General features: G+C 68.5%; 11 protein-coding genes. 6 read left to right on the forward strand and 5 right to left on the reverse strand.

Annotated features, from left to right (window positions below; all coding sequences use genetic code 11):
* Positions 1–77 precede the first annotated feature (77 nt).
* A complete protein-coding gene (locus GVO57_RS05680; protein WP_160592349.1) occupies positions 78–548 on the reverse strand; it encodes a DUF6702 family protein in 471 nt (156 codons plus the stop codon).
* Positions 549–645: 97 nt separating this feature from the next.
* Complete coding sequence (locus GVO57_RS05685) at positions 646–3,063, reverse strand: M1 family metallopeptidase (RefSeq protein WP_233281488.1); 2,418 nt, start codon at positions 3,061–3,063, stop codon at positions 646–648.
* A 164-nt stretch (positions 3,064–3,227) separates the two neighbouring features.
* Here GVO57_RS05685 and gatB point away from each other — a divergent pair, with 164 nt between their 5' ends.
* The 6 genes from gatB to GVO57_RS05715 all read left to right on the forward strand — a co-directional run bounded on the left by gatB (position 3,228) and on the right by GVO57_RS05715 (position 10,804).
* Positions 3,228–4,709: an Asp-tRNA(Asn)/Glu-tRNA(Gln) amidotransferase subunit GatB gene (gene gatB, locus GVO57_RS05690; protein ID WP_160592350.1), complete on the forward strand. Its 1,482-nt coding sequence runs from the start codon at positions 3,228–3,230 to the stop codon at positions 4,707–4,709.
* A 36-nt stretch (positions 4,710–4,745) separates the two neighbouring features.
* Positions 4,746–5,354 carry a hypothetical protein gene (locus GVO57_RS05695; protein ID WP_160592351.1) on the forward strand — a complete coding sequence of 203 codons (609 nt, stop codon included), beginning with the start codon at positions 4,746–4,748 and terminating at the stop codon, positions 5,352–5,354.
* Positions 5,355–5,837: 483 nt separating this feature from the next.
* Positions 5,838–6,035 carry a hypothetical protein gene (locus tag GVO57_RS05700; RefSeq protein ID WP_160592352.1) on the forward strand — a complete coding sequence of 66 codons (198 nt, stop codon included), beginning with the start codon at positions 5,838–5,840 and terminating at the stop codon, positions 6,033–6,035.
* A complete protein-coding gene (locus tag GVO57_RS05705) occupies positions 6,032–6,679 on the forward strand; it encodes a hypothetical protein (protein ID WP_160592353.1) in 648 nt (215 codons plus the stop codon). The genes GVO57_RS05700 and GVO57_RS05705 overlap by 4 nt, the downstream gene beginning before the upstream one ends.
* Positions 6,680–6,766: 87 nt before the next feature.
* The gene (gene parC / locus GVO57_RS05710; RefSeq protein ID WP_160592354.1) at positions 6,767–9,007 is read left to right on the forward strand and encodes a DNA topoisomerase IV subunit A; all 2,241 of its coding nucleotides are present in this window, start codon (positions 6,767–6,769) and stop codon (positions 9,005–9,007) included.
* 123 nt (positions 9,008–9,130) lie between these two features.
* Positions 9,131–10,804 carry a putative bifunctional diguanylate cyclase/phosphodiesterase gene (locus tag GVO57_RS05715; protein WP_233281489.1) on the forward strand — a complete coding sequence of 558 codons (1,674 nt, stop codon included), beginning with the start codon at positions 9,131–9,133 and terminating at the stop codon, positions 10,802–10,804.
* A gap of 1 nt (position 10,805) precedes the next feature.
* Here the strand turns inward: GVO57_RS05715 and GVO57_RS05720 are convergent, their stop codons facing one another.
* The 3 genes from GVO57_RS05720 to GVO57_RS05730 are packed head-to-tail and all read right to left on the reverse strand — an operon-like array spanning position 10,806 to position 13,164.
* A complete protein-coding gene (locus GVO57_RS05720; RefSeq protein WP_233281541.1) occupies positions 10,806–11,954 on the reverse strand; it encodes a CCA tRNA nucleotidyltransferase in 1,149 nt (382 codons plus the stop codon).
* Between the two features lie 44 nt (positions 11,955–11,998).
* The gene (locus GVO57_RS05725; RefSeq protein ID WP_160592357.1) at positions 11,999–12,592 is read right to left on the reverse strand and encodes a CoA pyrophosphatase; all 594 of its coding nucleotides are present in this window, start codon (positions 12,590–12,592) and stop codon (positions 11,999–12,001) included.
* Positions 12,589–13,164: a DUF1285 domain-containing protein gene (locus GVO57_RS05730; RefSeq protein WP_160592358.1), complete on the reverse strand. Its 576-nt coding sequence runs from the start codon at positions 13,162–13,164 to the stop codon at positions 12,589–12,591. The genes GVO57_RS05725 and GVO57_RS05730 overlap by 4 nt, the downstream gene beginning before the upstream one ends.
* Positions 13,165–13,183 lie beyond the last annotated feature (19 nt).

Here is a 13,183-nt window from a genome sequence, read left to right on the forward strand (position 1 = left end):
GCCGCGAAAGAGCCGGTCTTTGCGGGCCCGGTCCTGGGGGCGGTAACCGCACCGGACGGCGCGGCTGGCTGCCCTGCTCAGTCGTCGGTCAGGCTGATCGTCTCCACCCCGCCGCCCGCCAGCGTGATCGTGTGGACGACGCCGGGGGCAGTGACCTGCACCTGATGGGCCGCGCGGGGGTAGAGCGTCGGCATCACGTTCGCGCGGATGGTGACGCTGCGCGCCCGGCGCGGTCCCTTGCCGGCATAGTCGACCCAGACCTGCGCCGCGTCGATCTGGGTGCTCCGATGGGCAAGGGCCACCGGCCGGCCGTTGACCGCGATGGTGAAGCGCTGCCCCAGATAGGCCTGAAGCGCCGCAATCGCCTGCGGATCGTCAAGGCTTGCCTGCACATCGGCCGCGATGCGCGGCAATGCCGGCTCAAGGTCATGCGCCTCGAACCGGTGCGACACGGTGACGCTGCCGTCAGCCGCCAGCGTCACCACGGTGATCGCATCATGCCCGCGATGCGCGACCGCCGGTGCCGGGCCGAACACGCCCAGCCCCATGCGCCCAGGCCCAACATGCCCAGGCCCAACATGCCAAGCCCGGCCGCAGCACCGCCGAGCAGTGCCGCAGCCGCGCGCACCGGCAGCACCGCGCGCCTCATTTGCCCGGAGACGCCGGCTGGGTGGCCAGCGAGCCGGGGCCGACCTGCAGGTCGAACTCCTTCATTCGGTTCTCACCCGGCCGGGCATCTTCGATCTTCATGACCACCGGGTCGATCGGCCCGCGATAGACATTGTTGTTGCGGTCGGTGTCGGCGATTTCCCACATCGGATCGACTTCGGCCGACACCAGCTGCTTGTCGGTCACATATTGCCAGGTGATGCTGCGCGGATTGTAGCGCCAGACTTCGGCCGGGATCTGGATCGTCTCGCTCTGGCCGCCGGCAAAGCTCAGCTTGAGCGGGATCGGCATCACCAGCCCGCCGACATTGCGGAACGAGAAGCGGTAGAACCGGTCCTTGACGCCGAGTGCCGCCCGTTCCTCGGGCGTCGCGTCCTTCACGCGCTCGGCCATGTCGCGCCGCGCCTTGGGGCTGACGTCGAGCCGGTCGGTCGCGTCATAGAAATCGCGCGTCGCGGGATCGCGCTCGACCACCGTCTTCTCGCCGGCATTGCGCAGCGCGGTGAGCGACGGCGGCTCGGCATCGCGCATCGCCTTGCGCATCCGCGCGGTTTCCTCGACGTCCGATCCGGCGATCCGGCCCTCCACGATCCGGTCGAGCGCGATGTCGACATGGTCGGTCGAATAGAACCAGCCGCGCCAGAACCAGTCGAGGTCGATGCCCGAGCTTTCCTCCATCGTGCGGAAGAAATCATAGGGCGTCGGATGCTTGAACCGCCAGCGGCGGGCATATTCGCGGAACGCCCGGTCGAACAGCGGCCGGCCCATCACCGTTTCGCGCAGGATGGTGAGCGCGGTCGCCGGCTTGGCATAGCCGTTCGCCCCGAACTGCAGCACCGAATCCGACTGGGTCATCAGCGGCACCTGATCGCGCGAGCGCATATATTCGGCGATCTCGCGCGGTTCGCCGCGCTGGCGCGGGAAATCCTTGTCCCACAGCTTTTCGGCCTGGAACTGGAGGAAGGTGTTCAGCCCTTCATCCATCCAGGTCCATTGCCGTTCGTCGGAGTTGACGATCATCGGGAAGTAATTGTGCCCGACCTCGTGGATCACGACGCCGATCAGCCCGTATTTCGCCCGTTCGGTATAGGTCAGCCGGCCGGTCTTGCGGTCCTTGACCGGGCGCGGGCCGTTGAACGAGATCATCGGATATTCCATCCCGCCGACCGGCCCGTTCACCGACTGCGCGGTCGGATAGGGATAAGGGAAGGAAAAGCGCGAATAGACGTCGATCGTATGGGCGATCGACTTGGTCGAATAGGCGTCCCAGAGCGGCCGCGCCTCCTTGGGATAGAAGGACATCGCCATCACCAGCGGCACATCGCCCTCGCTCTGGCGGACGCCCATCGCGTCCCAGACGAACTTGCGCGACGCCGCCCAGCCGAAATCGCGGACATTCTCGGCGGCGAACACCCAGGTCTTGGTGCCGGTCGCACGGCCGCGCTCCGCCGCCTCGGCCTCGGCCGGGGTGACGACATAGACCGGCTCGCGCGCGTCGCGGGCCTGGTCGAGCCGCTGGCGCTGGGCGGGGCTCAGCACCTGTTCGGGGTTGGCGAGCACGCCCGTCGCCGCGACGACATGATCGGCCGGCACGGTCAGCGCGACGCGGTAGTCGCCAAACTCCAGCGTGAACTCGCCCGCGCCCAGAAACGCCTTGTTGTGCCAGCCTTCATAGTCCGAATAGACGGCAAGGCGCGGGAACCACTGTGCGCCTTCGAAGATGCAATTGCCATCCTCGCCCTGCGCGGTGAAGCATTCATAGCCCGAACGCCCGCCGACCACCTTCTGCTCGGCCATCGGGAACGACCAGTCGACCGAGAAGCTGACCTCGCCGCCGCCCGCCGCGACCGGCTGGGGCAGCTCGATCCGCATCAGGCTGTCGGTGATCGAAAAGGGCAGCGGCTTGCCATCCTTGTCGCGCACGGCGGTGATGGTGAAGCCGCCTTCCCATTCCTGCATGCGCTTGACGCGGCGGATTTCGCCGATCGAAATGCTGTCGCCCGCCGAGCTGGTCTCGCTCATCGCTGCGATCGACTTGGCCTTGTAATCGTTCTGGTCGAGCAGCAGCCACAGATAGGGCAGGGCGTCGGGCGAGTTGTTGCGGTAACGCACGGTCTGGGTGCCGCTCACGGTGCGCCGCGCTTCGTCGAGCGTCGCCTTGACGTCGTAATCGACCTTTTGCTGCCAGTAACGATGGCCGGGCGCGCCGGCGGCGTTGCGATAGTCGGTCGGGCTGGGCCAGTCCTCCCCCTCGAGCTGGCGGAATTTGTCTTCCCACTGGCCCTTGGTCTGGCGGATCGCATCGGCATGCGCCGGGGCTGAAAAAAAGCCGGCAACAATGGCGGTGGCAATGGCGGTGGCAGGCAGCAGGCGCGCGGCAACGGACACAGGCACGAATCTCCCCGAGACCGGCCGCTCTCCCGGCCGTCGGGCAGAGGCATAGGTGACGGCGTGTCACAATGTCACGCGCGATTTCGCCGCCCGCCCGCCAAGGCGCGCGGACGGCTGCGCTTTGTCCACCTCTTGCACAAGGGCCGCGCGTGACGCAGGGAAGGCGCATGACGACCGAGACCAGCAGCTATCGCATCCAGGGCGCCACCGGGGAATGGGAGGTGGTGATCGGCCTTGAGGTTCACGCCCAGATCACCGCCAGCAAGGCCAAGCTCTTTTCCGGCGCGGCGACCGCGTTCGGTGCCGAACCCAATGCGCAGGTGTCGCTGATCGACGCCGCGATGCCGGGCATGCTGCCGGTGCCCAACCGCGAATGCATCCGCCAGGCGGTGCGCACTGGCCTGGCGCTCAACGCGCGGATCAACCGCTGGTCGCGGTTCGACCGCAAGAATTACTTCTACGCCGATCTGCCCCAGGGCTATCAGATCTCGCAGCTTTACCACCCGCTGGTCGGCGAGGGCGAGATCGTGATCGAGCCCGCCGAGGGCGAGGTGAAGACGGTCGGCATCGAGCGCATCCATGTCGAGCAGGATGCCGGCAAGCTGATGCACGACCAGCATCCGACCCGTTCCTATGTCGACCTCAACCGCGCCGGCGTCGCGCTCATGGAGATCGTTTCACGGCCCGACATGCGCTCGCCTGCCGAAGCGGGGGCCTATCTGCGCAAGCTGCGCGCGATCCTGCGCTATGTCGGGTCGTGCGACGGCAACATGGAAGAAGGCTCGATGCGCGCCGACGTCAACGTGTCGGTCCGCAAGCCCGGCGATGCGTTCGGCACCCGCACCGAGACGAAGAACGTCAACTCGGTGCGCTTCGTCATGCAGGCGATCGAATATGAGGCGAGCCGCCAGGTCGATGTGCTCGAGAGCGGCGGCCGGGTGGTCCAGGAAACCCGGCTGTTCGATCCCGACAAGGGCGAAACGCGGTCGATGCGCTCCAAGGAAGACGCGCACGACTATCGCTATTTCCCCGATCCCGATCTGCTGCCGCTGGAGCTGGACGAGGCGTTTGTCGAGGACTGCCGCGCCTCGCTGCCCGAACTGCCCGATGCCAAGCGCCAGCGTTACGAGAGCGAACTGGGCATCAGCGCCTATCAGGCGCAGGTGCTGACCGCCGAAGCCGAAACCGCGCGCTGGTTCGAGGCGCTGCTGGCGGCGGGCGAGGGCAAGGTCGCGGCCAAGGCGGCGTCCAACTGGCTGATTTCGGATCTGTTCGGCGCGCTCAACCGGCTGGGCCTCGGCATCGACGACAGCCCGGTCAGCCCGGCCCAGGGCGCGGCGCTGCTCGGCCTGGTCGCCGATGGCACGCTGTCGGGCACGCTTGCCAAGCAGGTGTTCGAAATCATGCTCGAAACCCGCGAGGATCCGCTCGCCATCGTCGAGGCGCGCGGGCTCAAGCAGACCAGCGACACCGGCGCGATCGAACAGGCGGTGGACACGGTGCTCGCCGCCAATGCCGACAAGGTCGAACAGTATAAGGCCGGCAAGACCGCTTTGTTCGGCTTTTTCGTCGGCCAGACGATGAAGGCGATGGGCGGCAAGGCCAATCCGCAGGTGGTGAACGAGATCCTGTCGAAGCGGCTGGGCTGACGCGTCGCGGCGCGACCGATCCGGACGCGATCCTGCTTGCCGATCGGTGAGCAGGACGCCATTCTAACGCCCGCCGCTTCAGTTAAGTCGATGGGTAGGGGGGATAAAGTGAGAAAGTTGACGACCGTCACGGTCGCCGCCGCCATATTTGTGTGCGCGCCCGCGCCTGCAGCCCTGCAGAGCGCTGGCCAGGATGCTGGCCAGACCAAGGGCGCTGCACCGGGCGCGCCGCCCGCGCAGGATTATGAGCCGACCGACAACGAGCCTGCGGATTATTTCTATTTCAGCAAGGCTGGCATTGCCGCCGAACAGGCCGGTGCGGACTGGGATGAGTGCCGCGACCTGGTCGGAACGATCCGCGGGCCCGTGCCTGACCCGGTTTACTATTACAACCCGGGCGGTGCGGCCGGAATGGCTGCCGCTGCGGCTGTCGGCTTCGTCCAGGGCTTCATCCGGGCGGGTCAGCGCCGCCACATGATCAACGCAGGCATCCGCAAATGCATGCAGGTCAAAGGCTATGCGCGCTACGCCATGACCAAGGATGAGGCCAAGCTCGTCTATGACGGGAAATGGGAGGACATCCGCGCGCGCCTGGTTGAAAAGGCTGTCGCGCCGGCTGACGAAGCACAAAGGCTCGAGCCGTGAAGCGCCTTTTGAACATCTGCGCGACCGCGATCATGGTCGCCTGCGCATTTGCCGCCACACCGGGCCGGGCAGCGTCGCAGCTGAAGGCCGCACCGGCTGCGCTCAACCCCAATCTGGCCTATGTTCTTGTTCGGCTTGGGGAAAGATCGGAAGGTTTGTGGAACCGTCTGATCCTCGCCCTTATGACGAACCGGCTGCGGACATTCGCGGCTATGGCCGGGCCAAGGCCAATCCGGTGCCGCCGCGCACCGATCGGCGGATCGCAGTGTCGCCCAAACCGTTCCTGGCCGAGGCGGATCACGTCCGCACCTATCTGATGCAGGTCAATGCCGGCCTGTATGTGATCGAGGCCAGCCCGACGACCTGCTTCTGCCTTGGCAGCTACAGCGTCTATCTGGCCCCGGGGTCATCACCGACCTTGGTTTCATCTACATCGCGCCGGAAAACGGCACGTCGCCCTGGGCGGCGCTCAGCGAACTGCGCGTGGCGGCCGATATCGAGATGCGCGGCTATACGATCCCCGACGCGATGGCGATCGTGCCCCCGGCCGATGGCACGCCGGTGCCTGACGGGCTGGCAGGGCTCCCGCGCACACCGGCGGCTTATCGTCCGGCGGAGCGGTTCGGCAACCATCAGGGCCTGTTGATCAACCGCGCTCTGCCGATCGGGGGTGGCAAATGACGATGGTGCTGGCTCTGGCGTTCATGTCGGCGGCGCTTCAGTCCGCCGCGCCTCAGACCGCGCAGCCAGAGGCGGTGCCGGCGGCCGAATGCGCGCCCGGCGTCTATCTGCTGACGCAGGCCAATGGCGGCGAGCGGCGGCTGCTCACCGAACGGACAACCTCCCACCGCCGCATGGGCAATGTGCTCAAGGGGATGTTGTTCGGCGGCTTTTCCAACATCGAAAGCCGCGCGGTTGTTGAGGGCGCGCGGGCCGAGACGCGGCTGACGAACAGGCGGCCTGCGTTCCTGTTCTGCGATGCCGTGATACCCGAGACGGCGTCCGCAGCAGCGGGCGGCATGGGCTATGTCGGCGGCCAGCGGGCCACCCGCCCGGCAAATGTCAGGCTGGTCAGGTTCGATGTCGAGAATGACCGGCGCGATTATCCGCTGTCTGCGCTCAACGGCCGAAAATCCGCGCGCTATTTCTTTCCGTTCACGGTCCGCAATGTCGGGCCGGGGATGCGCGAGGTGACGCCGATCGCGGAGCTGCCGCCGGGCGAATATGGCTTTGTCAGCCTGACCAAGGGGGACGAGTTCGCCCTGGGCGACGATGCGCCCAAGGACCGTGTCATCGACTTTGCGGTCGACGTGTCGGCGGACTGATCTGCCGCGCGGTTGGCCCGGTGCGGTGGGAACGCCCGGGCCCGATCGCCCGTTCACCTGCGCGCGCCGCCCTGCTATCGGTCGGGCATGACCGATGCCGCCGCGCTGCCTGAGCCCATCGATGCCCCGTTCGACCGGGCACTGAGCGACCGTTATCTCGTCTATGCGCTGTCGACGATCACGGCGCGGTCGCTGCCGGATCTGCGCGACGGGCTGAAGCCGGTTCATCGCCGGCTGCTCTGGGCGATGCGGCTGCTGCGGCTCGATCCGGCGGCGGGGTACAAGAAATGCGCGCGCGTCGTCGGGGACGTGATCGGCAAATATCATCCGCATGGCGACCAGTCGGTCTATGACGCGATGGTCCGCCTCGCCCAGACCTTCGCGCTGCGCTATCCGCTGGTCGACGGGCAGGGCAATTTCGGCAATATCGACGGCGATAACGCCGCCGCCTATCGCTACACCGAGGCGCGGCTGACCCAGGTCGCGATCGACCTGATGGCTGGGCTCGATGAAGGCACGGTCGATTTCCGCCCGACCTATAATGGCGAGGAGGAAGAGCCGGAGATCATGCCCGGCCTGTTCCCCAATCTGCTCGCCAATGGTGCGAGCGGGATTGCGGTCGGCATGGCGACATCGATCCCGCCGCACAATGCCGCCGAGCTGATCGACGCCGCCATCCGCCTGATCGACGCGCCCGAAACCGGCACGGCCGAGCTGATGCAGATCGTGCGCGGCCCGGATTTCCCGACCGGCGGGGTGATTGTCGATGCGCCCGCCGCCATTGCCGAGGCGTATGAGACCGGGCGGGGCGCATTTCGCGTGCGCGCGCGGTGGGTGAAGGAGGATACCGGGCGCGGCACCTGGGCGGCGGTGGTCACCGAAATCCCCTATGGCGTCCAGAAGGGCAAGCTGATCGAGGAGATCGCCCAGCTCATCAACGACAAGAAGCTGCCGATCCTTGAGGATGTGCGCGACGAATCCGATGCCGAGATCCGCATCGTGCTCGAACCGCGCAGCCGCACCGTCGATCCCGACATGCTGATGGACAGCCTGTTCCGGTTGACCGCGCTTGAGGCCAAGGTGCCGCTCAACCTCAATGTCCTCGATGCGCAGCGCACGCCGCGGGTGATGGGGCTGAAGGCGGTGCTCGCCGCCTGGCTTGAGCATCAATTCGGGGTGCTGCGCCGCCGCTCCGAACACCGGCTGGGCCGCATCGATGATCGGATCGAGCTGCTCGACGGCTATCTGACCGCCTATCTCAACCTCGACCGGGTGATCGAGATCATCCGCACCGAGGATGAGCCCAAGCCGGTGATGATGGCCGAGTTCGGCCTGACCGACCGCCAGGCCGAGGCGATCCTCAACATGCGGCTGCGCAGCCTGCGCAAGCTGGAGGAAATGGAGATCCGCCGCGAACGCGACGCGCTCGATGCCGAACGCGCCGGGCTGGTCGCGCTGCTCGGATCGGATGCGCGCCAGCGCACGCGGATGAAGCGCGACCTGACGGCGCTGCGCGACCGTTATGGCCCCGAAACCGCGCTCGGCGCGCGGCGCACCGCGATCGAGGAAGCAGGGCCGGCGCGCGAATATGCGCGCGAAGCGATGATCGAGCGTGAACCGATCACCGTCATCCTGTCGCAGCGCGGCTGGATCCGCGCGATGAAGGGGCATGTCGACCTGGCCGCCGCCGAGACGCTCAAGTTCAAGGAGGGTGACGGGCCGGCCTTTGCCTTCCATGCGCAGACGACCGACAAGATCCTGATCGCGGCTGAAAATGGCCGCTTCTACACGCTGGCCGGGGATCGGCTGCCCGGCGGGCGCGGCTTTGGCGAGCCGATCGGCCTGATGCTCGACCTGGACGGCGAGACGGGGATTGCCGCCTGTCTGCCCGCCGGCCAGGGGCGGTTGCTGCTGGCCGCATCCGACGGGCGCGGCTTTGTCGTCAAGGTCGAGGACACGCTGGCTGAAACCCGCAAGGGCAAGCAGCTGGTCAATTTGCGCCCCGGCGCGCGGCTGCGCATCGTCCACCGCATTGCGGGCGATGCCGATTATGTCGCCGTCATCGGCGACAACCGCAAGCTGGTGGTGTTCCCGCTCGCCGAGCTGCCCGAAATGGGCCGGGGGCAGGGCGTGACGCTGCAGAAATATCGCGACGGCGGCCTGTCCGATGCGATCGCGCTGCGCTTTGCCGACGGGCTGAGCTGGTCGATGGGCGGCGCGACCGGCCGCACCCGCACCGAGCCGGATCTGACGCCGTGGCGCACCGCGCGGGGCGCTGCCGGGCGCATGGCACCCATCGGTTTTCCGCGAGAAAACAGATTTACTTAGGGGGCAGCCGCAAAGCCGTCCTTAGCGCCGCATTAACCAATGGCGGCTAGAGCGGGGGCGATGGGGCCAAGCCGGAATATGCACTGCGTTCAGCCGCTTCCGGCCCCCGCCCGGGCCGAACCGGTGACGCTTACCCTCGATGCCAGCGCGCTACAGCTCGCCCGTGTGCGCGCGCACCTGCTGGAGGCTCTGCCCGTCGCCGCCGGTGTCATCGGCCGCGACGCCGAGGGGCGGCCCGAGCTGGTTGCCGGCAACACCGCGCTCAGCGCCATCGATCTGGGCGGCGATTGCCCGCTTGTTGACCGGCCGGGCCTCGCTGATCCGATCCGCACGCTGATTGCGGGCAGCGGCGATGTCATCACCCTCGACTGGGTGGATGGCGACCAGATTACCGGCCGGCACTACGGCGTGCGGATCGCGCGCATCTTCCAGCTCGATGCCGCCGGGCCGCGCTTCCTGATCACGCTCATCGACCGCACCGCCGAGCGGGCGACCGAAAAGAGCCTGAGGCTCGAAATGTTCAACGACAGCCTGACCGGGCTGCTCAACCGCGCCGGCTTTTCCGACCGGCTGGAGGCGGAACTGGCGGATGCGGTGCCGGGCAGCTTTGCCGTCATCGTCATCGATCTGCTGCGCTTCAGCCGCATCAACGAGTCGATCGGCGCGATTTCGGGCGATGAGCTGCTGATCACCGTCGCGCGGCGGCTGCTGACCGTGCTGGCGCCGGGGGACGTGATCGCGCGCACCGGCGGGGACGAATTCGGCCTGCTGGTGCGTGTCGGCACGGGCGACGATGCCGTGCGCCAGATGGCCGAGCGCATTCACGGCGTGTTCGCCGAGCCATGCCGGCTGTCGGGGCTGGAGATCCGCATCGGCTGCGCCGTCGGCTGCGCGATGCTGGAGGAGGATTGCGACGGCGACGAGCTGGTCCGCCGCGCGCAGTTCGCGGTCAAGCGCGCCAAGGCGACCGGACGCACCGAGCTTTACACCCCGCGCGACTTTCACCGCGCCCGCCGCGCCTTCACCATCGAAACCGCGCTGCGCCGCGCGATCGAGGCCGACCGGCTGCGCCTGCATTTCCAGCCGGTGGTCGAGCTGGGCACCGGCCGGCTGACCGGGTTCGAGGCGCTGGCGCGCTGGGAAGACAATGGCATCAACATGTCGCCGGCCGAGTTCATTCCGGTGGCCGAACAATCGGGGCTGATCGTGCCGCTGGGGCGCTGGGTGCTCGATGCCGCGCTCGCAACGCTCAAGGGCTGGGATGCGCGCGCGGGCCTGACCCAGACGCTGGGTGTCGCCGTCAATGTCTCGGCGCTGCAGATGGCGCGCGACGATGTCGCCGCGATGGTGGCATCCTCGCTCGCCGCCCATGGGCTTGACGGGCGGCGGCTGACGCTGGAGCTGACCGAAAGCTCGATCGTGCAGGATCCGGACGGGGCATCGCGGACGATGCACGATCTGAAGGCGCTGGACACCGTGCTCGCGCTCGATGATTTCGGCACCGGCTATTCAAGCCTGGCCTATCTGCAGCGGCTGCCGCTCGACTGTCTGAAGATCGACCGCAGTTTCGTCACCGACATGCTCGCCAACCGGGACAATCTGGCGATCGTGCGCGCGGTGCTGTCGCTTGCCCAGGCGCTGGGGCTGCGCACGACGGCAGAGGGGGTGGAAACGCCCGAACTGGCGCGGATGCTGGCGGCGCTCGGCTGCACCCATGCCCAGGGCTATGTCTATGCCCCGGCCTTGCCGGCGGACGAAGCGCTGTCCTTCGCGCAAAGCTGGTCCAGCCTGGCCTGATTCACCGCTCCAGCTTGATCCGGCCCGCGACCTGATCAGCGATCGCCCGCGCCCGCGCGGCATCCGGAAAATCCTCGTCCAGCCACAGCGTCTCGACCTCGCGCAGCGCGCGGGCGACCACCGGCCCGGCATCCAGCCCGCGCGCGACCAGATCGCCGCCCGACACCGGCAGCCGGGGCGGCGTCCAGCCGCTGAGTGCCGCTGCATCGGCCGCGCGCCCGGCAAGCAGCAGCCGGTCGGTCGCCCCGCCGCTGCCCAGCCGATAAGCGAGGATGCGCGGCCGCGCCTCCGCATCCATCGCCAGCGCCGCGCCCAGCCGCTTGCGGACGGCGTTCGACAGCTTCAGCCGCGCGGCGATCAGGTCGGCGCGCGCGGCATCCGGCGGCAGCAGCGCGGCGAGGCGGCGGACCGCGTCCCCGGCGATCCCGGCTGCATCCTCGGCGGCGATCAGCGCCTCAAGCCGCGCCGCGCCATCGGCATCGATTTCGGGCAGCACCGGGCGGAGCACGCCGCCCTCGATCATCGCGCGGATCGCCCCGGCCGGCCGCGCGCCGCCCAGCAGCTTCATCAGTTCATCGGCGATGCGTTCGCGCGACAGCGCCATCAGGTCGTTCGCCCGCGCCGTGCAGGCGGCATAGGCTTCGGCATCGGGCAGCCCGCGCCCGAACCGGGCATGGAAACGGAAGAAGCGCAGGATGCGCAGATGATCCTCGGCAATCCGCGCGCGCGCATCGCCGATGAAGCGCACCCGGCCCGCCGCCAGATCGGCGAGGCCGCCGAAATAATCATGCACCGCGCCGGTGACGGGATTGGCCGACAGCGCATTGATCGTGAAGTCGCGCCGGGCGGCATCCTCGCGCCAGTCATCGGTAAAGGCGATGGTCGCCCGCCGCCCGTCGGTCGTGACGTCGCGGCGCAGCGTCGTCACCTCGACCCCCTTGCCGCCGATCACCACCCCGACGGTGCCGTGCTGCAGGCCCGACGCGCTCGACCAGACCGACAGGCCGGCGGCCTCGGCACGGGCGATCACCTCAGCCGGGGGCAGGGCGGTCGCGATGTCGAGATCGCCGGGCGGCGTTCCGGCCAGCGCGTCGCGCACCCAGCCGCCGACATAGCGCGCCTGCCCGTCCGCGCCGCCCAATGCCGCCATCAGCCGCGCCAGCCCGTCCGCGTCCCAGCCGGCCGGGGGCAGATCTACCCGCGCAGCCGCCGCCCCAGATTGACCAGCATCGCCGCCGTCGCGCCCCAGATCCGCCGTTCCTGCCATGGGATCTCCCAGTAGCGCCGCCGCGCGCCTTGCCAATCCATCTCGCGCTCGAACTGGTTGCCGGGATCGATCAGATGATCGAGCGGGACCTCGAACCAGTCGGCGACCTCCGCCTCCGCCGGGGTCAGCGGCAGATCGGGCGGCACGACGCCCAGCACCGGCACGACATGATAGCCGGTGACGGTCACATAGGGATCGATCGCGCCGACAAGGCTCACCCGGTCGGGCGGCAGCGCGATTTCCTCATGCGCCTCGCGCAGTGCGGCGGTCACCACATCCTCGCCGGGATCGATCCGGCCGCCGGGAAAGGCGATCTGCCCGGCATGGCGGCGCAGCGCGGCGTTGCGCTCGGTCAGGATCACGCCCGGCCGGGCGCGGTTGGTCACCGCGATCAGCACCGCGGCGGGGTGGACAGGCGCGCCGGTGTCGCGGTCGGCGGGCAGGCCGTCGCCGGCGATTGTCGCCCCGGCTGCCGGGCGGGCAAGCGCGGCGGCGAGTTCGCGCGCGAGCGGCGGCGTCACGCGGCAGCGGCGAACGGGAAAAAGGCGCCGTCGCTCCACAGGCCGGGCGGGTCGCCACCCTCGTTGCCAGCCTCGTCTATCGCCCAGCCGGCCAGTTCGTAATAGGCCGGGCGGGCGACCAGCGCGTCAAGGCCGGGGCGCACCGCCAGATAGGGGTGCGGCCCGTCCGCCCGCTCGACGAGTCTGAGCGGATGCGCCGGCCCGGCGACGATCAGATCGCCGGTGTTGAGGCGAAAGGCGAGGCGGCGGTCGCGCCCCGTGCCCTCGCTTGCCACCTCGACCGCGATGAACGGCGCATCCTCGACCGCGATGTCGAGCTTTTCAACCGGCGTCACAAGCACATAGCCGCCATCCGGCTCGCGCCGCAGGATGGTCGAAAACAGCCTGACCATCGCCGGCCGGCCGATCGGCGAACCCTGATGATACCAGGTGCCGTCGCGCGCGATGCGCATCTCGCTGTCACCGCAATGCGGCGGGTTCCAGCTGGCGACCGGGGGCAGTTTCGCCTCTGCGGCCAGCCGGGCGATATCGGCCAGCGACAGGCGGGACAGATCGGCGGGAAGATCGGACATGTCGGCCATCACCACCCCA

Source organism: Sphingomonas changnyeongensis, assembly GCF_009913435.1.
Taxonomy (GTDB): domain Bacteria; phylum Pseudomonadota; class Alphaproteobacteria; order Sphingomonadales; family Sphingomonadaceae; genus Sphingomonas_B; species Sphingomonas_B changnyeongensis.